Here is a 24,739-nt window from a genome sequence, read left to right on the forward strand (position 1 = left end):
CGCGATCCCTTGATGTCGTTCCTGACGGTCAATCGTTGCCGCGGCGCTCCTGCCGCAGCCGTTCCCAGTAGGCCAGCCGCTCCCGGTAGCGCGTCTCCATGCCCCGGTCGGTCGGCTCGTAGAAGTGCTGGCGCCCGAGCGCTTCCGGCCAGTAATCCTGGCCCGAGAAGGCATCGGGCTCATCGTGGTCGTAGCGATAGCCCTCGCCGTAGCCGATCCGTCGCATCAGCCCCGTGGGGGCGTTGAGGATGGTGCGCGGCGGCGCGAGCGAGCCCGCAGCCTTCGCTACCCGTGTCGCCGCCTTGTAGGCCGTGTAGACCGCGTTCGATTTCGGGGCGCAGGCGAGGTAGACGGTTACCTGTGCCAGCGCGAGTTCGCCCTCGGGCGAGCCGAGGAAGTCGAAGGCGTCCTTGGCCGCGTTTGCGACGACGAGGGCCTGTGGGTCGGCGAGCCCGATATCCTCCACCGCCATCCGCACGAGGCGCCGGGCGATGAACAATCGGTCCTCGCCGGCATCCAGCATGCGGCAAAGGTAATAGAGTGCCGCGTCGGGGTCCGAGCCGCGCACCGTCTTATGCAGTGCGGAGATGAGGTTGTAGTGCCCCTCCTGCGCTTTGTCGTAGATCGGCGCGCGGCGCTGCACGAGGGTCTGGAGCTTTTCTGCGTCGAGAATCTCGCCGGGACGCGCCGAGCGCCACACCTCTTCCGCAAGCGTCAGCGCCGCGCGCCCGTCGCCATCGGCCATGCGAACCAGCGCCGCACGCGCCTCCTCGTCGAGGGGGAGGGGCTGGCTATCCATCTCCTCGGCCCGGGCCAGCAGCCGGGCGAGGGCGGGCGCGTCCAACGCACGGAACAGCAGCACCCGCGCGCGCGACAACAGAGCGGCATTCAGTTCGAACGACGGATTCTCCGTCGTCGCGCCGACGAGCGTGACGGTCCCGTCTTCCATCACCGGCAGGAAGGCATCGAGCTGCGCGCGATTGAAGCGATGGATCTCATCGACGAACAGGAGCGTGCCCTGACCCGTTGCGCGCCGCTTGCGTGCCGCCTCGAACACCTTTCGCAGTTCGGCGATGCCGGAGAAGATCGCCGAGATCTGCTCGAAATGCAGGTCGGTCTCGTGCGCGAGCAGCCGCGCCACGGTGGTCTTGCCGGTGCCGGGCGGCCCCCAGAACACGAGCGAGCCGAGGCTGCGGGAGGCGAGCAGACGCGTCAGCGCACCGTCCGGCCCCGTGAGATGTTCCTGCCCCACAACTTCCGCGAGGCGGCGCGGACGCAGACGATCCGCAAGCGGCCGGGGCGCGCCCGTATCGAGACCGGCGGAAGCGAACAGATCGGACATGCGTGGCATGAACACCGCAGGGCCATCCATCCGCAAGGGCTCAGCCGGCGAAGTCCCCGATCCTCTGCGAAGCCGGCTTGTGGCCCGGCCCGCCCCGTGCTAGGGCGCTCCGCGTCGATACGACACCTCTGCGGAGAGGTGGCAGAGCGGTTGAATGCACCGCACTCGAAATGCGGCATGGGTGCAAGCCCATCGGGGGTTCGAATCCCCCCCTCTCCGCCATTCAGCCTGAAAAGCCTTATTTTTCAGACTTGTACAAGGGGAACAGCGACTTCGCGGCCGTCCGGTGGTACGCGCGTGGTTCTGGCAATGTCGCGTCCCTGGCCCCATCCCAAGACCGGTGTCTTCTGGTTCCGAAGGCGGATCCCGAAGGATTTCGTGGCGCTCGTCGGCCGGCGTGAGGAGAAGGCGAGCCTCGGGACGAAGGACGTCGGCGAGGCCAAGCGCCGCCACGCCGCGCATGCCGCATTGGTCGAGCAGCGCTGGGCGAACCTTCGGATCGGCGTGCGGCGGCTGAACATCCTTGAGATCAACGCCATCGCTGGCGAGGTCTACGAGGCCCTCATCCCCAAGTTCCAGGCAGGCCAGTTCTTGCCCTTCTTCAACCTGATGACGGCCGGGGTCATCGAACGCTACATCAAGGATTGCAGCCCAAAGAATCGCAACGAGGTCTTGCGCTTCTACGGAGGGGAGATCGACGCCCACCTCGCGCGCAAGGGACTGGTCGTCGACCCGGAGACGCGGGGCGGGCTCGAGTTCGCGATCGCCAAGGCGATCCTTCAGGCCGTCGAGCAGAGCGAGAAGTATCTCGTCGGGGACTTCAGCCCCGACCCACGGGCGGGGCGGTTTCCGGAGCAGCCGGACAAGCCTGCGACGCTCGTCCTGCCCTTGGACGAATGGTTCGCGAAGTACGCCGAGGAATCGAAGCTCGCGGCCTCCACCCGGAAGCGCTGGCGGCCGGCCCTGGCCACGCTGGAAGCGTCCGTCGGCCACGACGACCTCGCCCGCGTCACCCCGGACGAAGTTTCGGACTGGGTTGATGCGCTCAGAGCGCAGGTGATCGGCCCCCACTGGGTGGTGCAAGTTCAAAGTTAGTGCAGGGTCGGGCTCTGATCCACGGTTAGCTTGGCCGGCGGAGCTGGTCGGGTGAGGCGGGCACGAACACCTCCGGGGCTGGCGGCCGGTAGCCGAGTGAAGCGTGCGGACGCACGCCGTTGTCGTGTCGTCGCCAACTCTCGATCACGATCTGCGCCTCCTTGAGCGTGTAGAAGATCTCGCCGTTCAAGAACTCGTCTCGTCGCCGTGCGTTAAAGCTTTCGACGCAACCGTTCTCCCATGGCGATCCGGGTGCGATGCAGGCGGTCTTCGCGCCGACGCCGGTGATCCAGGCCTGGACCGACGTGGCCATGAACTCCGGACCGTTGTCCGAGCGGATGTGGCCCGGCACACCGCGTAAAATGAGCAGGTCGGACAGCACGTCGATGACGTCCGCCGCCTTGAGTTTGCGCGCCACCCGGATCGCCAGGCACTCACGCGTGAACGCATCGACCACCTTGAGCATCCGGAACTTGCGCCCGTCATGGGTGCGAGCCTCGACGAAGTCGTAGGACCAGACGTGATCGCGATGCTGCGCTCGCAGCCGCAGGCAGGAGCCATCCCCGTCCCAGATGCGGCCGCGCTTGGCCGGGACCTTCAGGCCTTCCTGCCGCCAGATCCGCTCCACGCGCTTGTCGTTGATTAGCCAGCCGGCGGCCTTCAGCAATGCGCTGATCTTCCGATAGCGGTAGCGGCCCTACCGCGCCGCCAGCTCGACGAGATCGGCTGTCAGGGCGGCCTCGTCGTCTCTGCCCCGCGGCGCCTTGCGCTGCGTCGAGCGATGCTGCCCGAGCGCCCGGCAGGCCCGGCGCTCGGACACCTCCATCGTCTTCACGATGGGCTCGACACAGGCGCGGCGGCGCGCGGGGCTCGGAAGTTTCCCCGAGCCGCCTCCTGCAGGATCAGCTTGTCCAGCGTCAGGTCGGCAATCGCCTTGCGCAGCCGCTGGTTCTCGACCTCCAGGTCCTTCATCCGTCATACCTGATCCGTCTTCAGGCCGCCGAACTCCTTGCGCCAACGGTCGTACGTCACCTCCGTCACACCGAGGGCGCGGATCACCGCGCCCACGCTCTGGCCCTGCGCAATCAGCACGTCCTCCTGCCGCAGCTTGGTGACCACATCCTCCGGCTTGTGCCGCTTCGTTCCCATCCGTCCTCGTCCTGGCCCGCAGCCCATACCTCAGGGCGGACCACTTCAATGCGGGCGGATCACCGGCAGCAGGCCAGTACATCAAGGGTTTCGCAGCAGTAGCTCGCAAAACCATGCGCACTTTTAAATTGCGCGCAGCTGGCATTTAAGATTTGAGTTGTGGATCAGCGGACGCTCGTCAAGTCGGAATGCTGCGTAGCGCTTCGGTTTGGGGATTTGGCCTTGCTCGTAGCGCCAGCGCGCAAACCTCGATATGCGATCAAATTGCACAGAAGAAAACGTGCGTACCATAAAAATGCCGATGTATATACTATATAATGGACGTGTATTTAAATAAAATATCTGAATTTTGTCTGTATATGTCAAATTTTGAAAATCCTATGAAAAACATATTTCCGGCTCGAAATCAGCCGAAAACCTCCCTCTGCGACATTTATAGCCTTCTTCATGGATTGGTTTTGTGCCATTTGTTAGGTGTCCGACCTAAGAGCGGTTTGGACGATCCTAGCGTTGAAGAGGCCTTCGCAAGCCGTTGTATCTACCTCTCATAACGTGCGGAAATTTCCGGAAGCTGGGACTGTGAAAGCCCTAATTCGGGTGATCACGAGGGCACGACAAACACATGCCGAATTCCCAGGTGCTGCGTGACATGGCGCTGTTCGTCGAGGTGGCTAAACGGAAAAGCTTCAGCCAAGCCGCAGTAGCACTAGGCATGCCGATCTCCTCGCTCTCGCGGCGAATTGCATCGTTTGAACAATCGGTTGGTCTGCGCCTTCTCGACCGTAACACTCGCAAGCTCATCTTAACGTCTTACGGCGAAGTCTATCTTGCACAAGCAACCCGTCTTGTTGACGAGGCACAACAGGTCCTCGATAACCTCGTCGCTGAAGCCAGGGGGCCGAGCGGCCTGCTGAAGATCGCTGCCCCGCCGGATTTTTGGGTGTTGCATCACCTCTCAAGGATCGTCACCGATTTTTCGTCCGTTTACGAGAATATTAGCGTCCACGTCGATCTGAAGCCCACTCCCGTCGATCTGGTGAGCGACAGCTACGACCTCGCGATTGCCATCAAGGAGCCGCGTGAAACCTCGCTGATCGTACGCAAAGTAGCTGAAGTGGAGAACGGGCTTTTCGCCGCGCCGTCCTATCTCAGCGCTGAAGGCTCGCTGAGAACGCCTGAATGCCTTTCAGTACACCATTCCATCGTGTCCGATGGCGGTGCAGGCACGACCTGGTCGTTCACCCGCGGCAGCGAAATCGTTTCAGTGGCTGTAAGCGGCCCGATCTCTTGCAACTCGCCAAGCCTCGCGCGCCGATTTGCACTGGCAGGTCAGGGGATTTTCAACGCTCACCACCTCAGCGTCGAGCGCGATGTTACGAATGGGCGGTTGGTGCAGGTGCTGCCGGAGTGGGATCTGGCGCCAACACCTGTCTACATCGTCACGACTTCACGCCTCCTGCCAGCAAAGGCGCGAAGCTTTATCGACTACGCTATGAAGCAGCTCCCCGCTCTCATGGTTACGTCCCATCAAGGGAGACAAAGTGGGCTTAGGCTCCGGAATCATAACCAGTAGCTGACAGTTGCGGCGATGCAGACGGCGACCGGGTAGTTGGCTGCCAGGCGGTCGTATCGGGTGGCGATGCGGCGGAAATCCTTAAGGCGCGCGAACATGGGCTCGATGGCGTTGCATCCCTTGAACGGGACGGGGGAAAAGCACGGCTTCCACCGGCGGTTGGACTTTGGCGGGATGTTGGGCGCTGCCCCCGTCGCCTCGATCTGATGACGGATGGCGTCGCTATCGCAGCACCAGCCAGACGGCGCGATGCTTTGCGATGAAAGCGAACTTCATATCGCTTCCCTCGCAAAGTAAGTGGCAGGCTTTTCTAGGATGTCACGCTCCGCCTTCGGACGAGAGACCTCCTTGCACAGCCGATCGATCTCAACCTGCTCGGGCTTCATCTGACCCTGACCAGGGAAGACATGTTGCGGATCAGCCGCCGCCTGCTTTACCCAGCGATGCAGCGATGCAGCATCGTCTTGTGAACGTCGAGGTCGCGCGCCGCTTGCGCAACACTGATTCCGCGTTCCTGAACCAGTCGAACCGCCTCAATCTTAAACTCACGCGCCAACTTGCGACGTTGCATGGAGCACCTCCGGCTTCACCATCACACCTAAACCGGGTGTCCGTGAAACCGGCAGCAGGCCAAATAGTAAAGTCCGTCTTTCTGCCTAGCGCTCTCTAACCGGACGGGAAGCTGACAGCTATGCTCGCTCTTCCGAGGCCAATCGGACTGCAGATATGCAGACCTTCCGATGGCCTGAGAAGGGTCAGGAGTTGGCGCGCTATGATTTTGTCGGTCCCGGTGCTTTGGATGTTTGATCCCAGGGTTTGATGGTGCACTCTTCACACTGGAGTGGAGGGACGCGCTATGGGCCAGGTTCTTCACGGCAGCGCCACGACGACTGAGACGATCCGTCGAGCGATCCAGCATAGTCAAGCGAGCCTGAGGGCGCTCTCGAAGCGCTATGGGATCAACCCGAAGACGGTCGCCAAGTGGCGCCAGCGGACCTCGGTCGCCGACCAGTGCACCGGTCCAAAGGATCCGCACTCGACGGTGCTGTCACCCGAAGACGAAGCGGTGGTGGTCGGCCTTTCGGCGTCACACGCTCCTGCCGCTGGACGACTGCCTCTATGCGCTGCAGGCCACGATCCCGCACCTGACCCGCTCGTCGCTGCATCGCTGCCTGCAGCGCCATGGGATCAGCCGATTGCCGGAGGTCGACGGCGACAAACCCAAGCGGTCGCGCTTCAAGGCCTATCCGCTCGGCTACTTCCATATCGATCTGGCCGAGGTTCACACGGCCGAAGGCCGGCTCTACCTGCTCGTCGCCATCGATCGTACGACCAAGTTCGCCTTCGTGCAATTGCACGAGAAGGCGACGCGGCGAATTCCTACGGCATCTCATCGAGGCCGTGCCCTACAAGGTGCACACGGTGCTCACCGACAACGGCACTCACTTCACCACGCCGGGCAACGTCGCTTCAGCTGCCTCCATCATCAGGGAAGCGATTGCAGCCGGCGAGACATTCCGAGCCCACAGCTTCGAGTCCGCTTGCGCCCGAAACGATATCGATCATCGCCTGTCAAAGCCGCGTCACCCCTGGACCAACGGTCAGGTCGAGCGAATGAACCGCACGATCAAGGACGCCACGGTCAAACGCTATCACTACGACAGCCACGAGCAACTCCGCGCTCACCTGGGCGACTTCGTCAGTGCCTACAACTTTGGCCGCCGCCTGAAGACCCTGCGCGGTCTCACGCCCTACGAGGCCATCTGCAAAGCATGGTCCGCCGAGCCCAGCCGCTTCAGGTCAAACCCGCTCCACCAAATGCCGGGACCAAACATCTAGGAGGCCGGACTGAACGACTTGGCCCCCGCTCACCGATTTGCCCGAGTGGGGTGGACAGAGTTCTTCCAGCGTCATTAGATCCCGCGCCTATTCGAACGCGATCAGCATGAGCACGAGGTTACGTCAGGCTCTTGGATTGGTCGCTAAGCGCAGGCTCGCGATAGGCATCAAAGTCTGCAGGAGGCCAATTTTTGACCTCCTGCGTATCGGCCAACCTGCCTGCGTTACTGCATGGTCGGCATCACGAAGTCGGCGCCGGTACGGATGCCGGTCGGCCAGCGGGTCGTGATCGTCTTGAGGCGCGTGTAGAAGCGCACGCCCTCCGGCCCGTGCATGTGGTGGTCGCCGAACAGCGAAGCCTTCCAGCCGCCGAAGGAGTGGAAGGCCATCGGCACCGGAATCGGTACGTTGATGCCGACCATGCCGACCTCGATCGCGTGGGCGAACTCGCGTGCCGCGTCGCCGTCGCGGGTGAAGATCGCGGTGCCGTTGCCGAACTCGTGCTCGTTGATGAGCTGCGCGGCCGCGGCGTAGTCCGGCACCCGAGTCACGGCCAGGACCGGCCCGAAGATCTCCTCCCGGTAGATCCGCATCTCCGGCGTCACCCGGTCGAACAGCGAGCCGCCGATGAAGTAGCCCGCCTCGTAGCCCTGGAGCTTGAGATCGCGCCCGTCGACCAAGAGCTCGGCGCCCTCGGCCACGCCCTGATCGATGTAGCCGCGCACCTTCTCGTAGTGCTGGCGCGTCACCAGAGGGCCCATCTCGGACTCGGGGTCGGTGCCGGGGCCGACCTTGAGGGCGCGCACCTTCGGGATCAGCCGCTCGATCAGGGCGTCGGCGGTCCGCTCGCCGACCGGCACCGCCACCGAGACTGCCATGCAGCGCTCGCCCGCCGAGCCGTAGGCTGCGCCCATCAGGGCATCGACCGCCTGATCCAAGTCGGCATCGGGCATGACGATCATGTGGTTCTTGGCGCCGCCCAGCGCCTGAGCGCGCTTCCCGGTACTGGTGGCAGTCGCGTAGATGTAGCGGGCGATCGGGGTCGAGCCGACGAAGCTGATCGCGCTGATGCCGGGGCTGTGCAAGAGCGCGTCGACCGCCTCCTTGTCACCCTGCACCACCTGGAACACGCCATCGGGCAGGCCGGCCTCCTTGAGCCACTCGGCCATCCGCAAAGCGGTGGACGGGTCACGCTCAGAGGGCTTCAGGACGAAGCAGTTGCCGCAGGCGAGCGCCACGGGAAACATCCACATCGGCACCATGGCGGGGAAGTTGAACGGCGTGATGCCGGCGACCACGCCCAGCGGCTGGCGCAGGGAGTGGCTGTCGACGCGGGTGCCGACATTCTCGGTCACCTCGCCCTTTAGAAGCTGCGGGATGCCGGTGGCGAATTCCACGACTTCGGCCCCGCGCTGGATCTCGCCCTTGGCGTCCGAAAGCACCTTGCCGTGCTCGGCGGTGATGACGGCAGCGAGTTCGTCGGTGCGCTCCTCGAGGATGCGCAGGAAGCGGTTGAGGATGCGCGCGCGGCGCAGGGGCGGCGTGGCCGCCCAGGCCGGGAAGGCGGCCTTGGCCGATGCCACCGCGGCCTCGACCTCGTCGCGGCTCGCCAGCGCCACCGCGCCGGTCTCCTCGCCGGTGGCCGGATTGTAGACCGGCGCGGTGCGGCCGGAGCGGCCCGAGGCGCGGGCGCCATCGATGAAGTGCGGAATCTCTTGAGGCATGGCTCTGTCCTGTCCGTGCCAGCCTTGCGGGCCGGTGGATCTTCGAAGCTTCGGTGAAAGGGGCGTTCAGGGGGCGGCGACGGCCGCTTCGGAGGCAGGCACGGGCGCTCCGAGTTCGGCGGTGAAGGTGCCGAAGAACTGGTCGGCGAGCTTGCGCGAGGTCCCCTGGATCAGACGTCCGCCGAGTGAGGCGATCTTGCCGCCGATCTCGGCCTTGGCCTCGTAGGTCAGCACGGTGTCCGCACCCTCCTCGCGGAGCGAGACGACGGCGCGGCCCTTGGCGAAGCCCGCCATGCCGCCGTTGCCCTGCCCGACCAGGGTGTAGCCCTCCGGGGCGCGGATGTCCTCGAACCGCACGGTACCGGCGAAGGTTGCCGAGACCGGACCGACCTTCAGGGCGACCTTGGCGGCCAGCTCCTCGGGCGAGGCCTGCGTCAGCTCCTTGCAGCCGGGGATGCAGCGGGCGAGCACTTCCGGGTCGTTCAGGGCGGCCCAGACGGCCGCGCGCGGCGCCGCGATGCGGTACTCGCCTGTGATATCCATGGCTTACCTCCCGTAACGGGTCGTGGCGGTCAGACCGCGCAGTAGCGATCCTGAATCGCGGTATCGGCGCGAAGGGCCGCGGCCGAGCTCTCGTGCACGACCGCGCCCTGATCGATGATGACGGCGCGGTCGGCGAGGTTGAGCGCCCATTCGACGTTCTGCTCCACGAGCAGCAGCGTCACGCCGCGCCCGCGCAGAGACACGAACAGCCGACCCATCTCCTCGACCAGCACCGGCATGATGCCCTCGGAGGGCTCGTCGAGCAGGATCAGCTTGGGGCGCGCGATCATCGCGCGAGCGATGGCGAGCATCTGCTGCTCGCCGCCGGACATCGTCACGGCCGTTTGGTCGAGCCGCTCGGCGAGGCGCGGGAAGGTCTCGGCGATCTCGGCGATGGCCGGTCCCTCCTTGATGGAGGCCGGTGCGCGCAGCAGACCGAGCTTCAGGTTCTCGCGCACGGTGAGGCCGGGCACGATGCGTCGGTCCTCGGGCACGTAAGCCAGGCCCAGCGGAAAGCGGGCATGGGCCGGGCGCCCGAGCAGATCCTCCCCGAGGAAGCGGACGCTACCGGCGACCTTCGGGATCAGGCCCATCACGGCCTTCATGGTCGTGGTCTTGCCCGCGCCATTGCGGCCGACCAGCGCCAGGATCTCACCCGGCCGCACCTCGAGGGAGAGGCCGTGCAGGACATGGCTCGGGCCGTACCATGCGTCGAGGCGATCGATCTCAAGCATGGCCGTAACCGCCGCTCTGGCCGAGATAGACTCGGCGTACTTCCCGGTCGGTCTGGATCTCGGACGGCGTCCCGTCGGCGATGAGCCGGCCGTGATGCAGCACAAGGATCCGCTCGGACAGGCCGAGGATCATTTTCATCTTGTGCTCGACCAGCAGGATGGTGCGGCTCTCACCCAGGCGGCGCAGCAGCGCCACCATCTCCTTGGTCTCCTCCGGGCCCATGCCGGCGGTGGGCTCGTCGAGCAGCAGCAGCTTCGGGTCGGCGGCGAGCGCGATACCGATCTCCAGGGCCCGCTGCTCGCCGTGGGCGAGCGAGGCGGCGGTCCGGTCGCGGCGGCCTGAGAGGCCGACCGCGTCGAGGATCTCGTCGGCGCGCGTGCCGAGGCCGGTGAGCGCGTCGCGCCGGCTCCAGAAATCGTAGCGGCGGGTGCGGGCCTGGATCGCCGTGCGCACGTTCTCGTGGGCAGTCAGGCGCGGGAACAGGTTGGTGATCTGGTAGGAGCGGGCAATGCCGAGATGGGCAAAGCGCGCCTGGGGCACACGGCTCATGTCGCGGCCGGAGAAGCGCAAGCTCCCGCTCGTCGGCTTGAGGGCGCCGGAGAGCAGGTTGAAGAACGTGCTCTTGCCCGCCCCGTTCGGGCCGATGATGGCGGTGATGCGCCCTTCGCCGAAGGCAGCCGAGACGCCTTCGAGGGCGGTGAAGGCGCCAAAGCGCCGGCCGAGGTTCTCGACTTCGAGGATGGGGTTCGAAACAGGGTTCATCGGCGCCCCCGCAACGCGGTGAGCCGCCCCAGCGCCGTGCCCCAAAGGCCGCGGGGCAGGAACAGCACGAACAGGATGAAGACGGAGCCGAGCGCGAGCTGCCAGTGCGGCGTCCAGAGGCTCAGGACGTCCTCCAGCACCAGCACGGTCAGGGCGCCGACGAAGGGGCCGAAGAAGGTGCCCGCGCCGCCCACCAGCGTCATCACAACCGCCGTGCCGGAGGTGTGGTAGGCGAGGCTGTCCAGCGGCACGATCGAGAGGTGGATCGCCGAGAGCGCTCCGCTCAGGCCGCAGAACAGGCCCGACAGCACGAAGGCGAGGAGCTTGGTGCGCTCCACGTCGAAGCCGCAGGCGCGGGCCCGGGTCTCGTTCTCGCGGATCGCCTCGATCACCGCGCCGAAGGGCGAGGCGAGGATGCGCGAGATCAGCGCGAGCGCCGCGCCGACGAAGGCCAGCACGAAGAGGTACTTCGTCAGCGGGTTCAGGATGTTGAGGGAGACGATCCCGAGGTCGATGGTCGAGACCGTGAAGCCGCGAAGACCGTTCTCGCCCCCGGTCCAGGAGGAGGCTTGGAGCGCGACGTAGTAGACGAGTTGGGCGAGCGCCAGCGTCACCATGGCGAAGTAGATGCCGCGCGAGCGGATCGACACGGTGCCGATGACGAGTGCCAGCCCGCTCGCGGCGACGACCGCCAGCGCCATCGCCAACAGCGGGTGCAGGCCGAACGCGCCGATGCCGATCCCGGTGAGGTAGGCCCCCGTGCCGAAGAAGGCGGCGTGGCCGAAGGAGAGCAGGCCGGTATAGCCGTAGAGCAGGTTGTAGCCGACGGCGTAGAGCCCGTAGATCAGCACGTTGACCGCGAGTGCCTGCGAGGGAAGCAGGAAGGGCAGCGCCAGCAGCGCGAGGATCGAAAGCGGCGCGCGCCAGCGCGAGACGCCGTCGAGGGCGATCGGCGAGCGTCGCGGCACCTTCGGCGGTGCCGCGACGACGGTCTGGTCGAGGGTCTGCATTGCGGGGCTCCTCAGACGCCGAGGCCGGGCTTGCCGAACAGGCCCTGCGGCCGGACCAGCAGAACCAGGGCCATGAAGGCGAACATCGCGATGCTCGCCATCTCGGGGGCGAAGAGCGCGGTCATCGAGACCACGATGCCGACAAGCAGCCCGGCCACGACCGAGCCCATCAGCGAGCCCATTCCGCCGATCACCGTGACGGCGAAGGCTTCGCCCAGTACGACGTTGCCCATCTCCGGATTCACCGAGCGCATCGGGGCGGCGAGCACGCCGCCGAGCGCGGCCAGCGCGATACCGAGCGCGAACACCCAGAGCCAGAGCCGCTGGATATCGACGCCGAGCACCCGCAGGATCTCGGGGTCGCGGGCGCCGGCCCGCACGATCAGGCCGAGCCGCGTGCGCTCCAGCCCGTACCAGAGGGCGACGAGGACCAGCGCCACCACGCCCACCACGAACAGCCGGTAAATCGGAAAGAAGCCGATGCCGAGATCGGCCACGCCCGAGAGTTCCTCAGGCGTGGCGAAGGGCAGGCCGTCCGAGCCGAACAGGATGCGGACGCCCTCCACCAGCACGTAGCCGAGCCCGAACGTGAGCAGCAGCGGATCGTCCGGCGAGCGCCCGGCCAACGGCCGGATCAGGAAGCGTTCGATCAGGAGGCCCAGTGCCCCGACCATCAGCGGCCCAAACAGCAGCGCGGCCCAGAATGAGCCCGTGCGCTCCATCACGAACACGCCCGCATAGGCGCCGACCATGAAGACGTTGCCGTGGGCGAAGTTCACGATGCCGAGCATGCCGAAGATGATCGACAGGCCGAGCGCCAGCATCACGAACACGGCGCCGAGCGCTACGCCCGAGAAGAGCTGCATTGCGATGAGTTCGAGGTCGAGGAATCCCGGATCCATGGCCGCCCCCGCTCGCGTCAGGCCCGGTGGCCAAGTTCGTCGCAGGAGCGCAGCATCGCCTCCGCGCCCGGCTCGACCTCAAGGATCTTGAACAGGTCGGCCTCGCCCTGCATCTCGGACTTCTTCTTGGATTCCGTGATGAGCACCGACTGGATCGCTTGGTGGTCGCAGGCTCGGTAGCGCTCGGAGCCCTTGGCGACGTCGTATTGCAGCGCCTCCAGCGCGGCGATCACCCGGTCCGTGTCGGTGTCGCCTGCCGCTTGCACCGCCATCAGCAGGGAGCGCACGGCCGTGTAGCCGTAGGCACCATAATCGGTGGGCAGTGCGCCGCCATAGGCCGCGCGGAAGGCGTCGTTGAAGGCCTTGGCCGAGGGCACTGTCTCTCCGAGACGCCAGTAGTAGTTGCTGGCACCCACCACGCCCTCGAAGGCGTCGGCACCGCCCGCGAGGCGCTGGTTGTGCAGCAGCACCGGCACAACGATCCGCGCGGCCTTCTTCAGACCGAAATCGTTGGCCTGCTTGATGCTGTTGGCTTGGTCGCGGCCGAAATTGCAGATGCAGAGGATGTCTGGGCGCATCGAGCGCAGGCGCGGCATGAAGGTCGAATAGTCGGGCGCGCCGAACGGGTGCAGGATCTCGCCCGCCGTCTCGGCCCCGATGGCGGCCGCCGCGCGCTTGAAGCCGCGCAGCATCTCGTGGCCGTAGGCGTAGTCGGCGACGAGGTAGGCGACCCGCGTGCCCTTCTTGAAGGCGTGCTTAGCCACCGCTGCGGTGGTCATGTGCGGGTTCAGAGCCTCGTGAAAGGTGTGGCGGCTGAAGTCCTTAGCCTCGTTGATCGTGTCGGACTGGCTGATCGAGATGTAGAGCACCTTGCGCGAGCGGGTGATCTCGTTGACCGAAAGCTGCACTGCGCTCGACAGGGCGCCGACGATGAAGTGAGCCCGATCCTTTTCGATCAGCTCCAGCGTCCGGGTCGCGGCCTCGCCGGGGTTGAGCTTGTCGTCGCGCACCAGCAGCTCGGCCATTCGACCGTTCAGGCCGCCGGCCTCGTTGAACTGCTTCACGGCCAGCTCCGCCGAGCGGATCTGGTCCTTGGCCTCGGCGCCGAACGGGCCGGTGACCGGCGTCGGGAAGCCGATGCGGATCGGCTCCGCCGCCTGGGCGACGAAGGGCATGCCGATCCCGGCGAGCGCGCCGGCCGCAGCCATGCCCCGCACGAGCGTGCGGCGCGAGACGGCGCTGTATCCCGGTCCCTGTCGGATCATCGTTCTCTCCCTGTCGTCGCGCGGGCTCATGCGTGCGGCCCGCGTCGCGAAGTCGAATGAGCGCGCTCAGATCACGTCGAGCGCCCTCAAGATGCGTTCGGGCGTCATCGGCAGCTGCGAGACGCTGGCGCCCAGCGGGCGCAGGGCGTCGTTGACGGCGTTCAGCGCCGCACCCGAGGCGGCGGCGGTGCCGGCCTCGCCAACACCCTTGGCCCCGAGTTCGGTGTCGCCCGTCGGCGTCTCGACATGGGCGATCACGATGTCCGGCATCTCGCAGGCCATCGGCACGAGGTAATCGGTCATCGAGCCATTCAGGAGCTGACCGGTCTCGCCGTAGCGGCACTCTTCGAAGAAGGCGGCACCGAGCCCCTGCACCACGCCGCCGCGGATCTGCTCGTCCACCAACAGCGGGTTTATGACCCGCCCACAATCCTCAACCACCCAGTGCTTGAGGAGGGTGACGAAGCCGGTCTCGACATCGATCTCGACGAGGCTGCCGTGGATGCCGTTGGTGAAGGCGAAGGGATAGCCGCGCGGGGCGAAGTGGTGCGCCACCGTCAGCGCCGGCGAAACGTCCGGTGGCAGCAGGTCGGAGCGGTAATAGGCGAGGTTCGCCAGCTCCTTCAGCGTCATACGCGGCGCGCCGTCGGCATTTGTCACCACGCCCTCGCGGATGTCGAGCGCACCGGCCTCCGCCTGTAGGATCGCGGCGGCGATCTCGAGGATGCGCCGCTTCAGCTTGCCGCTCGCCTGGAGCGCGGTCTCGCCGCCGATGCCGGCGCCGCGGCAGGCCCAGGTGGCCCCGCCCGAGGGCGTCGTCTCGGTGTCGCCGGTGAGCACCCGGATGCAGTCCCGGTCGACGCCGAGCCCCTCGGCGACGATCTGGCCGACGATGGCCTCGCTGCCCTGGCCCTGCTCGGTGATGCTGATGGCGCACTGCACCTCGCCCGCGGGCGTCAGCTTGAGGACGCAGCCGTCCTGCGCCGAGATGTGGGCGCCGCCGACCCCGTAGAAGGCGGGCGTCGGGTTGGTGATCTCGACATAGGTGGCGATGCCGATGCCGCGATGAACGCCTTTCTCCCGCAGTGCGGCCTGCTCGACGCGCAGGCGTGGATAGTCCATCAGGTCGTGGAGGCGCGAAAGGCAGGTCGCGAGCGAGAGCTTCTCGAACCGGTACCCGCTCGGCGTGGTGTGCGGGTACATGTCGTCGGTCACGTAGTTGCGCCGCCGGATCTCGAACGGGTCGAGGCCGAGCCGGTCCGCGGCGAGATCGACGAGACGCTCCGTCACCGCGCAGGCGATCGGGTGGCCGACCGCACGGTACTGGCTCATCTGCACCTTGTTCTGCGCCACCACGGTGAGGTCGGCGCGGTAATCGGTGAGTCGGTAGGGCGCGCCGATCAGGCGCACGACTTGGTTGCCCTCGACCGCGCTGGTGCGCGGATAGGCCGAGAACGGGCCGACGCCGGTCACGTCGTCCACCTCGATCGCGGTCAGGGTGCCGTCCGGAGCGAAGGCGAGGCGGGCGCGCACCCGGTGGTCGCGGGCGTGGATGTCGCTGGCGAAGGCCTCCATCCGGTCGGCGGTGAACTTCACCGGACGCTTGAGCAGGAGGCTCGCGCCCACCACCGCCATGTCTTCGTGATAGACGTGCAGCTTCATACCGAAGGAGCCGCCGACATCGGGCGCGATCACCCGCACCCGCGCCTCGGACAGGCCGAAATGGCGGGCGTAGAGATCCTGGAACTGGTAGGGCGTCTGGGTCGATTGGTGGACGGTGAGCCGCTCCTCGCTCGGGTCGAAATCGGCGAGCGTGGCGCGCGGCTCCATCGTTACCGCCGTGTGCCGGCCGAAGCGCAGATCGACCGCGACGCTGTGCGCTCCCGCGAAGGCCTCCGCCGTCGAGCCCAACTCGATGCGGGTGCGGAACAGGATGTTGTCGGTCGCGTCCGCGTCGATGCGGGGCGCGTCGGGCGCGCGGGCGGCGTCGAGATCGACCACCGCCTCCAGCTCCTCGAACTCCACCTGGACCGCTTCGAGCGCGTCCTCTGCCTCGGCGCGAGTCTCGGCCACCACCATCACCACCGGCTGCCCGGCCCAGACGACCTTCTCGAGGGGCAGCGGCAGTTGGGGCGCCGATCGCATGCCCTTGAAATGGCTGAGCGTTCCGACCCACGGTGTGCAGATCGCGGAAAAATCCGCGCCCGTCAGCACCCGGTGCACCCCGGGCATCGCGGCGGCCTCCAACACGTCGATGGCGCCGAGCCGGGCATGGGCGTAGGGGCTGCGCAGGAAGGCGGCGTGGAGCATGCGCGGCAGGCTCACGTCGTCGGTGTAGCGGCCCCGCCCCGCCAGCAGGCGCTTGGCGCCCGGACGCGGCAGGCCGCGGCCGATATAGCGGCCCTTCTCGCCGCGGTGGGTTGGGCTGTCGGTCGCCGCGCTCACGCCGCATCCTCCCGCATCGGGGCTGCGCCCGCGACGCTCTCGATGGCGTCGACGATCGCCTCGTAACCGGTACAGCGACAGTAATTGCCCGAGAGCGCGTCGCGGATCGCCGCACGCGTGGGCCTGCGTCCGCTGGCGCGGCAGTCGCGGAGAAAGTCACGGGCGATCACGAGGATGCCCGGCGTGCAGAAACCGCATTGCAGGGCGTTGCGGGCGTGGAAGGCCGCCTGCAGTTCGGCGAGTTCGCCGGAATCCGACAGGCCTTCGATTGTGTCGATCCGCATCCCGTCCGCCTGCACCGCGAGCATCAGGCAGGCATGGACCGGCTGTCCGTTGAGATTGACGATACAGGCGCCGCAAGCGCCGACCTCGCAGCCGAGATGGGTGCCGGTGAGGCCGAGATCGCGCCGCAGGAAGTCGGCGAGCGAGACCCGCGGCTCGACGAAGCGGTGGACGCGGGCGCCGTTGACGGTGACGGTGACGGGCTGCGGCTCGATCATGCCGCCATCTCCCCGTACTCTTGTCCCCTCAGAGCGGACAGCACCCGGCCGAGCAGGACGCGGGCGAGATGCATCCGCGCCGCCGCCGAGAAGCCCTCGTCCTCGTCCGGCGCGAGGTCTTGGGCGAGCGCTGCCTTGGCTTCCGCAATCGCCGCCGCATCGAGCGGCCGGCCGGCCAGCACAGCCTCGGCCGCTGGCGCCCGCATCGGCGTTGGGCCGACCGAGCAGAAGGCGAGGCGGGCCGATTCGACCGTCGCACCGGTGAGGACGAGATGCGCCGCGAGGCCGACCAGGGCGTAGTCGCCGCGTCGCCGGGCGATTTCCTCGAACCGCATCCGCGTGCCGGGCACGGGCAGCGGCACGCGCACCGCGGTCAACATCTCGCCGGGCTCGATCACGTTCTCGAACAGGTCGAGGAAGAAGTGGTCCGCCGCGATCGTACGGGTACCGTCACGGCCGGTGATCTCGAGCTCGGCGCTGAGCGATCGCATGCAGGCCGGCAGTTCGGAGGCCGGGTCGGACAGGGCGAGGCTGCCGCCCATCGTGCCGAGATTGCGGATCGCCGGATGCGCCATGTAGGCCGCGGCCTGGGTCAGGAGCGGGGCGTGCTTGGCGATCAGCGGGGAGGTCAGGGTCTCAGCGTGACGCGTCAGGGCGCCGATGCGCAGCCGGTCGCCCTCAAGCGCGATGCCGCGCAGACTTTCGATCCGTCCGATGTCGATGAGCAGGTCGGGCGCGTCGAGGCGTAGGTTCAGAGCCGGCAGAAGGCTCTGGCCGCCCGCGAGGAAGCGCGCCTCGCCTTCACAGGCGGCATAGGTGTCGAGCGCCTCCGCCACGCTTGCCACGCGACGGTAATCGAAGGCACGAGCCTTCATGAGCGTCCCTCCCACAGGCCGCATGTCGCCGCGGTCGATCGTTGTTGACCGCTTGGTTACAAGCTATCCAAGTGCGGACGATCGCGTCAAGCGAAATAACCAAACGGTCACGAAGCATGGATTCGCCCGCCACCCTGGAGGATGTCCCGGTTGGGAAGCCGCTGACGCTGGACCCTACTGGCCGGCGGCGTCTCCCCGCGGCGCAGCGTGAGCAGCAGATCGTCGAGGCAGCGGCGCAGTTCTTCGCCGAGCACGGTCTCGGCGGTCAGACACGGGAACTGGCCAAGAGCCTCGGCATCACGCACTCGGCAATCTTTCGCTACTTCCCCACCAAGGAAGCGCTGCTCGACCGCGTCTACGAGCACGTCTACGTGCAGCGCTGGAATCCGGCCTGGAGCGGCTTGGTGCAGGATCGCTCGCAACCGCTGGAGACGCGGATCCTGCGCTTCTACAGCGAGTATGCCGGGAGGATCTTCGACTATGTCTGGGTGCGCATCTTCGTCTTCTCGGGGCTGAAGGGCTACGACATCGCTCCGCGCTATCTTGAGATCGTGCGTGACCGCGTCATCCATCCGATCTGCGCTGAACTCCGGGCGGATCTCGGCCTGCCGGATTTCGCCACGGTGCCCTTGACCGAGCGGGAGGCCGAGGCGGCCTGGGCCCTACACGGTAAGGTCTTCTATCTCGCGATCCGAAAGTTTGTTTATGGCTGGCCGATCCCAGAAGATCTGTCACAGACGCTCTCCGATGATGTCGGCGTCTTCATGCGCGGCGCACCGAAAATTTTCTTCGATAGCATACACGGTGCTTGATGAAACATAGCATCGATGGACCTGCGTTGTTGGTCATGTCATAGAAATCTACTACTTATAAATTGGTCTGAACATTGTGATGCTGCATTAATCTGATGTGCACAGAATCTTCTCGTCGTCGGAGCAGCTCAAGCCAGCGCAACAAGCGATCGTTTCCAGACCGACTGAATTCGTAGCGGACCCCTGAGCAGTTGCAAGCAGAGGTCCGGAAGAGGGCAGGATTTCGCGCTCCGCTTGTTCGGCTGTGCGCCAGGAGCGGCCACCAGCGCACCGCCCGAAACCGGACATTCACTTGCGGCTAGGCTTCCTGCCGGTGCCGCCCCTCGGACCGTCCGCTTCCAAGACGACGGCATGCAGCGCCGACACCATTTTGGGGACGACGAGATTGAAGGGCGGGTTGGACACCGTGACCCGCCAGATCTGGGGCGTGCACTTTTCCAGGCGAACCATGTTGGACAGTGGGGCCTGCGCGGCGCCTGAGCGAAGCCCAAATCCGCCATCCCGAAGGGATCAAACGGATTTGGTATGAAGGGTTATGTGTCGGTCGAGGCGCTCGCTTCGCTGGTGCCGTCGACAAGCCAAGCGTGGGTCTGCTGGAGGATCTCGTCCGAGAGTGCCGGATCATCGGCTGCCCGAGCCAGGATGAGCGCTCCGATCATAGCCGCGTAGGTGCCGATGGCCTCGCGGCGGCGGTCGGCGCTGACGCCCTCCGGAACCGCCTGAACCATCCGGTCGATCTGCGTGCGGATGCCCGTCGTCATCGCCGAACGCGCCGCTGGCGGGCGGTGACGAACGTCGGCGGCCAGGGCTGCCATCGGACATCCATCCGCGGCGTCGTCCCGATGCGCGGGTGACAGATATTTCTCGATGAACGTCTGCAGGTCGCCGCCCCTGTCCGACACCTCGGTCGTGGCATGCGCGATGGCGTGCGCCATCAGATCCTCCTTCGAGGCGAAGTGACCGTAGAAGCCGCCGTGCGTCAGGCCGGCGGCCTTCATCACCTCGGCGACGCCGACCGCATCGTATCCCTTATCGCGATACAGGCGGCTCGCCGCCGCCAGGATGCGGCGACGGTTCTCCCGCATCTGCTCCTGCGTGACACGCATCTCAAAAATTCCCCGTCGGCCCCGTTGACGCAAATATGATAGTCATCATATTTAAGTTCAATCATGATTGCAATCATGATTATGGATCTGACAGGAAAGGGCGTGTCTCATGACAGCCAACAGTTCGGTTCTCGTTACGGGGGCATCGACCGGGATCGGGGCGATATATGCCGACCGCTTCGCCCGACGTGGGCACGACCTCGTGCTGGTCGCCCGCGACAAGGCACGGATGGATGACCTCGCCGACCGGCTCAGGTGTGAGCACGGCGTTGCCGTTGACGTCCTGCCGGCCGACCTTACCGTTCCGGACCAGGTCCGGGCCGTCGAGAGGCGGCTACGCGACGACGACCGCATTGGCATCCTGGTCAACAACGCCGGCGCCAACGTCGGCGGCAGCTTCATCGAGCAGGCCACCGACGACGTCGAACGGCTCGTGACCCTGAACACGACGACGCTGGTCCGGCTCGCTAGCGCGGTCGCGCCCCGCTTCGCCAAGGCCGGTGCGGGCGCCATCGTCAACATCGGCTCCGTGGTTGGCTTGGTCCCGGAGTTCGGCATGTCGGCTTATGGCGCGACCAAGGCCTTCGTCCTGTTCCTGTCCCAGGGTCTGAGCCACGAATTGTCACCCAAGGGGGTGTACGTGCAGGCCGTGCTGCCCGCGGCCACCCGGACCGAGATCTGGAGCCGGTCGGGAGCAGACCCCGCCACGCTGCCGCCGATGATGGAAGTCGGCGACCTCGTGGACGCCGCCCTGGCCGGGTTCGACCATCGTGAGCCGGTGACGATCCCGCCGCTTCACGACGCCGGGCAGTGGGACGCCTTCCAGGCCGCTCGACAGGCGATGATCCCAGGCTTCGCCCAGGTTCACGCCGCACCGCGCTACGCCTCCGTCGCGTGAATCTTCCCCCCAAAAATCGGAGACCGTAGGCCCGTGAAGGCGTTCATCCTCGACCGATACAAGAAGAAGCAGCCGCTCCGCCTGGGCGATCTGCCTGAACCCACGGTGGGCCCAGGCGACGTCCTGATCGAGATCGCGGCGGCGGGGCTCAACGTCCTCGACGCCAAGATCCGCAACGGCGAGTTCAAGCTCCTCCTGCCGTACAAGCCACCCTTCGTCCTAGGGCACGACCTTGCCGGCACCGTCATCCGGGTCGGGTCGAGCGTGCGCCGCTTCAAGGCGGGCGACGAGGTCTACGCCCGGCCCCGCGACGGTCGCATCGGCACCCTCGCGGAGCGCATCGCCGTTGACGAGACCGACGTGGCGCTCAAGCCCAAGAACCTCTCCATGGCCGAGGCGGCCTCGATCCCCCTCGTCGGCCTTACGGCATGGCAGGTCCTGGTCGAGCACGCCAAGGTCAAACGTGGCGACAAGGTGCTGATCCACGCCGGATCCGGCGGCGTCGGCACCTTCGCCATCCAGCTCGCCAAGCACCTCGGCGCCACGGTCGCGACCACCGCGAGCGCCGGGAATGCCGACCTTGTCAGGAACCTCGGGGCCGATGTCGTCGTCGATTACAAGCGCCAGGATTTCGAGAAGGTGCTGTCCGGCTACGACGTCGTTCTGAACAGTCTCGACGGCGACACGCTGCGGAAGTCGCTGGACGTACTCAGGCCGGGCGGAAGGCTGATCTCGATCTCCGGCCCGCCGGACCCGGCCTTCGCCAAGGCACAGGGGCTGAACTGGTTCCTCGCGCAGGTCATGAGCCTGCTGAGCCTGAGCATCCGCCGCAGGGCCAAGGCACGCGGCATCGATTATGCGTTCCTGTTCATGCGGGCGAACGGAGCGCAGCTGGCCGAGATCGCGGCGCTGATCGAGGCCGGCACCATCCGCCCGGTCATGGACCGGGTGGTCCCGTCCGCAGCGACCGACGCGGCCCTGACCGAGCTTGAGGGCGGAAGATCCAAGGGCAAGGTCGTGGTCGAGATCCGTTGAGGAGGATGCCTGACATGGACATGCCGCTTTCTCGGTTCGCCGACCCCGCAACACGGTGGGTCGACGTTCCGACCCGCAGCGTCCAGGCCGCTGGCATAGCCTTGCCTACCGGCAACTCGGACCCGCTACCGGCGTCCCGGTGATCCTGCTCAACCACTGGGGCGCGAACCTCGACAACGTCGACCCCCGCATCGTCGACGGGCTCGCCGCCGGCCGTCCGGTCGTCGCCCTAGACTATCGCGGCATCGGCGCCTCGGGTGGCAAGCCACCGCTCACCGTGGCGGAAATGGCTTCGGACACGTGGCGACGATCCGCGCGCTCGGGCTCGACCGCGTGGACATCCTCGGCTTCTCCCTCGGAGGCTTCGTGGCCCAGGATGTCGCGCTGCGCGAACCGACCCTGGTGCGTCGGCTCATCTTGGCCGGGACCGGCCCCGCCGGGGGCACCGGCATCGAGAGGGTCGGGGCGGTGTCCTGGCCGATCATCCTGAAGGGGCTCCTGACCTTCCGGGATCCGAAGACGTACCTGTTTTTCACGGCATCGAAGCCCAGCCGCCAGGGCGCCAAGGCGTTCCTGGGGCGGCTGAAGGAGCGCACGGCGGATCGGGACACGACGGTCGGGATGGGAGCGTTCCTACGGCAGCTCAAGGCGATCCAGGCCTGGGGTCGGCAGGCGCCGCAGGACCTGGGACGCATTGCGTGGCCCGTCCTCGTCGTGAACGGCGACCGAGACGTCATGGTGCCGAGCGCCAACTCCGCGGACATGGCGCGACGGCTGCCGGACGCCGAGCTCGTCTTCTACGAGGATGCCAGCCACGGCGGCATCTTCCAGAACCACGAGACCTTCACGCGGAAGACCGTCGCCCTTCTCGACGCCTGAAGGCTGTGCCGCCTCTTGAGTGGAGCCGCTCGAATGGGCTGGCCCCCTTCTTCGGGTCGATCGGGCTGCCCTCGGCCGATCACCGTCCCGTCGGCTGCCGTATTCGAGCGCATCTTCACCGGGTCTAGGGGGCACCAGAGCGGTGGGGTCCCGCCCCCCCAGGACAGATGGGATGTCATGCTCCGTCAAGGTCATCGAACGCGCCTGGAGTAGGGCAAGCCAGGCGTGCTCGCCGGTTACCTGCAAGGGAGCCGGTCGGGACGCGGGACGGGTTGCCGTCGACGATCGCTGAAACGCCGCCGCACATCGACTTGAGCCGATCCTGTCCTTGCGGTCGGAAAAGTTGCGCGAATGGGCGTACGCCCCCGAAGTCCGCAACCTTACGCTCTTTCGTTGGCGTCCGAACTGAGACCCCACCCTCATGGACGGCCGTACCTTCAACGAACTCTGGCCGTGCGTTGGGCGCCCGCTTCCTGCAGGCCTCTGACGAACACCGTCTTGCAGCCGGGGCTGAGGCTGGCCAGCTTGGCCCTCATGCACGATCCGATCCGGTCTTGGTCCGGGATCTCGCCCATGCATAGCCGCATCACGTCGCCCCGGCACAGGGCTGCCTGTTCGGCCTCGTCCGCCGAGCAGGCGAAGGCGGCGATACCGATCAGGATCGCCAGTGCCAGCTTCGGGAGGATCACGCGTTCCACCTCTTCGTCGTTCGGCCCTGTATCCTGACGGGGCACCCGAAAGGGACGGCACACGGATCCCCGGCGCCGCCCCGACGGAGAACGTGGAGGCTTCAGTCCTCGGCGCCGCCATTCACCTTGCGGGAATGCAGGACGGCGCCGTCCTCGCGGGTGTCCTCCAGCATCGGCAGGGCCTGGGTCGCGAACTGGCGGCCGGCGGCGCTGTCGCCGGTCCGGGCGTAGCCGCGATAGAGCCTGACGTTCTCGGCGTTGGCGGCTGCCAGTTGGCCGGAATAGACGGCGTCGAAATCACGACCGTCGGCGGCGTTCAGGTTCGCGAGCATCTTTTGGCGAGCGGGATCGAGGGCCACGCGCTTGCCGGGTTCCGCCCGATTGGCATTCACCACGGCCGGGACGCCGACCGCCGCGCCGGGGGTGCCGATGACCGCGAACGGCGCGTCGAGCGGCAGGGCGCGGTCATCGACGACGATGCCGCCGGCCGAGAGCGAGGCGCCGGTCGGAAGCAGCGCGTCCGTGGTCGCCTGCCGGTTGGCGATCGAGCGCTGCGCGAGGCGACGGACCTTCGGGTCGTGCGAGCGGGACAGAGCGATGCGGCCCGCCTCGATGCTGTAGGCGTCGTTGCGCAGGGCCTCCGCGCGGAAGACACCGGTGTTGACCGAGGGGGAACCGAGGCCGGGGCCGCCGAGGCCGACGACCTGGGCATTGGCGGAGCCGAGACCGGCGATGCTCAGCGCGAGGGCGGCTGCGGCGAGGGAAACACGTGCGTTCGTGGTCATGTCGGCGACGTCCTGAAGGGGTTGCGAGTGCGGGGGCGAGAGGGCCACAGGCCGGTCCCGGGATGCCTCGGGTGCCACAACAGACCGGATACGCAATCGTTCCATATAAAATGGCACGTTGGGTCGCTACGTCACGATCTGGTAGGTATTCAGAGGGTCAAGCTTGGCCTACCGCAGACTTTTGGCTCTGCCCACTCGCCCAATGCATGGTAGAATGCCGCCATCCAATGGAACGATGAGGTTTACTAAATGTTGGGTGGCCAAATCCGGTGCTTGCATGGTGCGGCACCGAACGGACTGGTCCCATGCGCCTTCAGAGACTTGCCGGCCTGCTCGCGCCGATCCTCGCCATCGCCCTTACGGTGCCCGCCGGTGCCCAGGAGTTCCACACGCAGACCGCGCGTCCCAAGCTCCTGATCCACGGCCATTACTGCGGCCCAGGCAACGACGGTCCTGGAGTGACGCCCATCGACGCCCTCGACGCGGCCTGCATGCGTCACGACGCCTGCACCCCGGATGTCGGTTTGCCGACCTGCGGCTGTAATCAGCGGCTCAAGCGGGAAGCTGGCCTCGTCGCCGCAAGCCCACGGCAGCCGGACGACGTGCGGATGATGGCCGGCTTCGTCGCGCAAGGAAGCGACATGATGATCTGTCGCGACAGCATGGCCGCCTTGCAGCGCTGAACGCCACTCGGTGTACGGTTCGGATCGATTTCGTTGAAAAACTCGGTGGCGGCCGAGATCGGCGACGGACAGGGGCGGTCTTTTCTCCTCGGC

At 66.5% G+C, this 24,739-nt stretch carries 20 protein-coding genes, 1 tRNA gene and 5 pseudogenes; 9 read left to right on the forward strand and 17 right to left on the reverse strand.

The annotated features are described in order from the left end of the window. Nucleotides 1–28: 28 nt before the first annotated feature. On the reverse strand, nucleotides 29–1,342 hold the full coding sequence (locus tag J2W78_RS03145) for a replication-associated recombination protein A (protein WP_253367985.1): 1,314 nt from the start codon (nucleotides 1,340–1,342) through the stop codon (nucleotides 29–31). 132 nt (nucleotides 1,343–1,474) lie between these two features. On the opposite strand from J2W78_RS03145, the gene J2W78_RS03150 reads away from it, so the two are divergent. Both J2W78_RS03150 and J2W78_RS03155 read left to right on the forward strand, forming a co-directional pair. Beyond that, nucleotides 1,475–1,564 (forward strand) — tRNA-Ser (locus J2W78_RS03150). Between the two features lie 87 nt (nucleotides 1,565–1,651). Further along, nucleotides 1,652–2,437, forward strand: a complete 786-nt coding sequence (locus J2W78_RS03155) for a DUF6538 domain-containing protein (protein ID WP_253367988.1) — start codon at nucleotides 1,652–1,654, stop codon at nucleotides 2,435–2,437. Nucleotides 2,438–2,462: 25 nt separating this feature from the next. Here the strand turns inward: J2W78_RS03155 and J2W78_RS03160 are convergent. Then, nucleotides 2,463–3,586 (reverse strand): annotated as a pseudogene (locus J2W78_RS03160) (IS3 family transposase). 622 nt (nucleotides 3,587–4,208) lie between these two features. Between J2W78_RS03160 and J2W78_RS03165 the strand changes: the two are divergent. Next, nucleotides 4,209–5,159: a LysR family transcriptional regulator gene (locus tag J2W78_RS03165; protein WP_253367989.1), complete on the forward strand. Its 951-nt coding sequence runs from the start codon at nucleotides 4,209–4,211 to the stop codon at nucleotides 5,157–5,159. Here J2W78_RS03165 and J2W78_RS03170 read toward each other — a convergent pair. Beyond that, nucleotides 5,147–5,386: pseudogene (locus J2W78_RS03170) on the reverse strand (IS5/IS1182 family transposase); the annotation flags it as partial. The gene J2W78_RS03165 and the pseudogene J2W78_RS03170 sit on opposite strands and share 13 nt — an antisense overlap. A gap of 4 nt (nucleotides 5,387–5,390) precedes the next feature. Then, a pseudogene (locus J2W78_RS03175) lies at nucleotides 5,391–5,730 on the reverse strand (transposase); the annotation flags it as partial. A gap of 285 nt (nucleotides 5,731–6,015) precedes the next feature. Between J2W78_RS03175 and J2W78_RS03180 the strand changes: the two are divergent. Beyond that, nucleotides 6,016–6,998: pseudogene (locus tag J2W78_RS03180) on the forward strand (IS481 family transposase). Between the two features lie 224 nt (nucleotides 6,999–7,222). Here the strand turns inward: J2W78_RS03180 and J2W78_RS03185 are convergent. The 10 genes from J2W78_RS03185 to J2W78_RS03230 form a co-directional block, all read right to left on the reverse strand. Then, complete coding sequence (locus J2W78_RS03185; RefSeq protein WP_253367990.1) at nucleotides 7,223–8,722, reverse strand: CoA-acylating methylmalonate-semialdehyde dehydrogenase; 1,500 nt, start codon at nucleotides 8,720–8,722, stop codon at nucleotides 7,223–7,225. Between the two features lie 66 nt (nucleotides 8,723–8,788). Next, a complete protein-coding gene (locus J2W78_RS03190; protein WP_253367991.1) occupies nucleotides 8,789–9,265 on the reverse strand; it encodes an SRPBCC family protein in 477 nt (158 codons plus the stop codon). 29 nt (nucleotides 9,266–9,294) lie between these two features. Next, nucleotides 9,295–9,999 (reverse strand): ABC transporter ATP-binding protein, encoded by a 705-nt coding sequence (locus tag J2W78_RS03195; RefSeq protein ID WP_253367992.1) that lies wholly within the window; start codon nucleotides 9,997–9,999, stop codon nucleotides 9,295–9,297. Continuing rightward, nucleotides 9,992–10,762 carry an ABC transporter ATP-binding protein gene (locus J2W78_RS03200; protein ID WP_253367993.1) on the reverse strand — a complete coding sequence of 257 codons (771 nt, stop codon included), beginning with the start codon at nucleotides 10,760–10,762 and terminating at the stop codon, nucleotides 9,992–9,994. Before J2W78_RS03200 ends, J2W78_RS03195 begins: the two co-directional genes overlap by 8 nt. Beyond that, nucleotides 10,759–11,772: a branched-chain amino acid ABC transporter permease gene (locus J2W78_RS03205; RefSeq protein ID WP_253367994.1), complete on the reverse strand. Its 1,014-nt coding sequence runs from the start codon at nucleotides 11,770–11,772 to the stop codon at nucleotides 10,759–10,761. Before J2W78_RS03205 ends, J2W78_RS03200 begins: the two co-directional genes overlap by 4 nt. Before the next feature lie 11 nt (nucleotides 11,773–11,783). Continuing rightward, nucleotides 11,784–12,674 (reverse strand): branched-chain amino acid ABC transporter permease, encoded by an 891-nt coding sequence (locus tag J2W78_RS03210; protein ID WP_012252921.1) that lies wholly within the window; start codon nucleotides 12,672–12,674, stop codon nucleotides 11,784–11,786. Between the two features lie 17 nt (nucleotides 12,675–12,691). Then, on the reverse strand, nucleotides 12,692–13,939 hold the full coding sequence (locus tag J2W78_RS03215; protein ID WP_253367995.1) for an ABC transporter substrate-binding protein: 1,248 nt from the start codon (nucleotides 13,937–13,939) through the stop codon (nucleotides 12,692–12,694). Nucleotides 13,940–14,005: 66 nt separating this feature from the next. Next, entirely contained in the window at nucleotides 14,006–16,384 is a 2,379-nt protein-coding gene (locus tag J2W78_RS03220; protein ID WP_253367996.1) for a xanthine dehydrogenase family protein molybdopterin-binding subunit, read from the reverse strand. Further along, nucleotides 16,381–16,884, reverse strand: a complete 504-nt coding sequence (locus J2W78_RS03225) for a (2Fe-2S)-binding protein (RefSeq protein WP_253367997.1) — start codon at nucleotides 16,882–16,884, stop codon at nucleotides 16,381–16,383. Before J2W78_RS03225 ends, J2W78_RS03220 begins: the two co-directional genes overlap by 4 nt. Next, nucleotides 16,881–17,759 carry an FAD binding domain-containing protein gene (locus tag J2W78_RS03230; protein WP_253367998.1) on the reverse strand — a complete coding sequence of 293 codons (879 nt, stop codon included), beginning with the start codon at nucleotides 17,757–17,759 and terminating at the stop codon, nucleotides 16,881–16,883. The genes J2W78_RS03225 and J2W78_RS03230 overlap by 4 nt, the downstream gene beginning before the upstream one ends. Before the next feature lie 116 nt (nucleotides 17,760–17,875). Between J2W78_RS03230 and J2W78_RS03235 the strand changes: the two genes are divergently transcribed. Beyond that, nucleotides 17,876–18,571, forward strand: coding sequence for a TetR/AcrR family transcriptional regulator (locus J2W78_RS03235; protein WP_253373949.1), 696 nt, complete (start codon nucleotides 17,876–17,878; stop codon nucleotides 18,569–18,571). 533 nt (nucleotides 18,572–19,104) lie between these two features. On the opposite strand, the gene J2W78_RS03240 is transcribed toward J2W78_RS03235, so the two are convergent. Then, nucleotides 19,105–19,677: a TetR/AcrR family transcriptional regulator gene (locus J2W78_RS03240; protein ID WP_253367999.1), complete on the reverse strand. Its 573-nt coding sequence runs from the start codon at nucleotides 19,675–19,677 to the stop codon at nucleotides 19,105–19,107. Between the two features lie 109 nt (nucleotides 19,678–19,786). Here J2W78_RS03240 and J2W78_RS03245 point away from each other — a divergent pair, with 109 nt between their 5' ends. From J2W78_RS03245 to J2W78_RS03255, 3 genes and pseudogenes are all read left to right on the forward strand, one after another. Next, nucleotides 19,787–20,575: an SDR family NAD(P)-dependent oxidoreductase gene (locus J2W78_RS03245; RefSeq protein WP_253368000.1), complete on the forward strand. Its 789-nt coding sequence runs from the start codon at nucleotides 19,787–19,789 to the stop codon at nucleotides 20,573–20,575. Between the two features lie 33 nt (nucleotides 20,576–20,608). Continuing rightward, on the forward strand, nucleotides 20,609–21,610 hold the full coding sequence (locus J2W78_RS03250) for an NADP-dependent oxidoreductase (RefSeq protein ID WP_253368002.1): 1,002 nt from the start codon (nucleotides 20,609–20,611) through the stop codon (nucleotides 21,608–21,610). Between the two features lie 20 nt (nucleotides 21,611–21,630). Further along, nucleotides 21,631–22,489, forward strand: a pseudogene (locus J2W78_RS03255) (alpha/beta fold hydrolase). Nucleotides 22,490–22,926: 437 nt separating this feature from the next. Here the strand turns inward: J2W78_RS03255 and J2W78_RS03260 are convergent. Beyond that, nucleotides 22,927–23,187, reverse strand: a complete 261-nt coding sequence (locus J2W78_RS03260) for a hypothetical protein (RefSeq protein ID WP_253368004.1) — start codon at nucleotides 23,185–23,187, stop codon at nucleotides 22,927–22,929. Between the two features lie 92 nt (nucleotides 23,188–23,279). Continuing rightward, nucleotides 23,280–23,963: a DUF4142 domain-containing protein gene (locus J2W78_RS03265; RefSeq protein WP_253368006.1), complete on the reverse strand. Its 684-nt coding sequence runs from the start codon at nucleotides 23,961–23,963 to the stop codon at nucleotides 23,280–23,282. 305 nt (nucleotides 23,964–24,268) lie between these two features. Here J2W78_RS03265 and J2W78_RS03270 point away from each other — a divergent pair, with 305 nt between their 5' ends. Continuing rightward, on the forward strand, nucleotides 24,269–24,646 hold the full coding sequence (locus J2W78_RS03270; RefSeq protein ID WP_253368008.1) for a hypothetical protein: 378 nt from the start codon (nucleotides 24,269–24,271) through the stop codon (nucleotides 24,644–24,646). Nucleotides 24,647–24,739: the final 93 nt, after the last annotated feature.

The sequence above is a fragment of the Methylorubrum extorquens genome, from assembly GCF_024169925.1.
GTDB classification, from domain to species: Bacteria; Pseudomonadota; Alphaproteobacteria; order Rhizobiales; family Beijerinckiaceae; genus Methylobacterium; species Methylobacterium extorquens_A.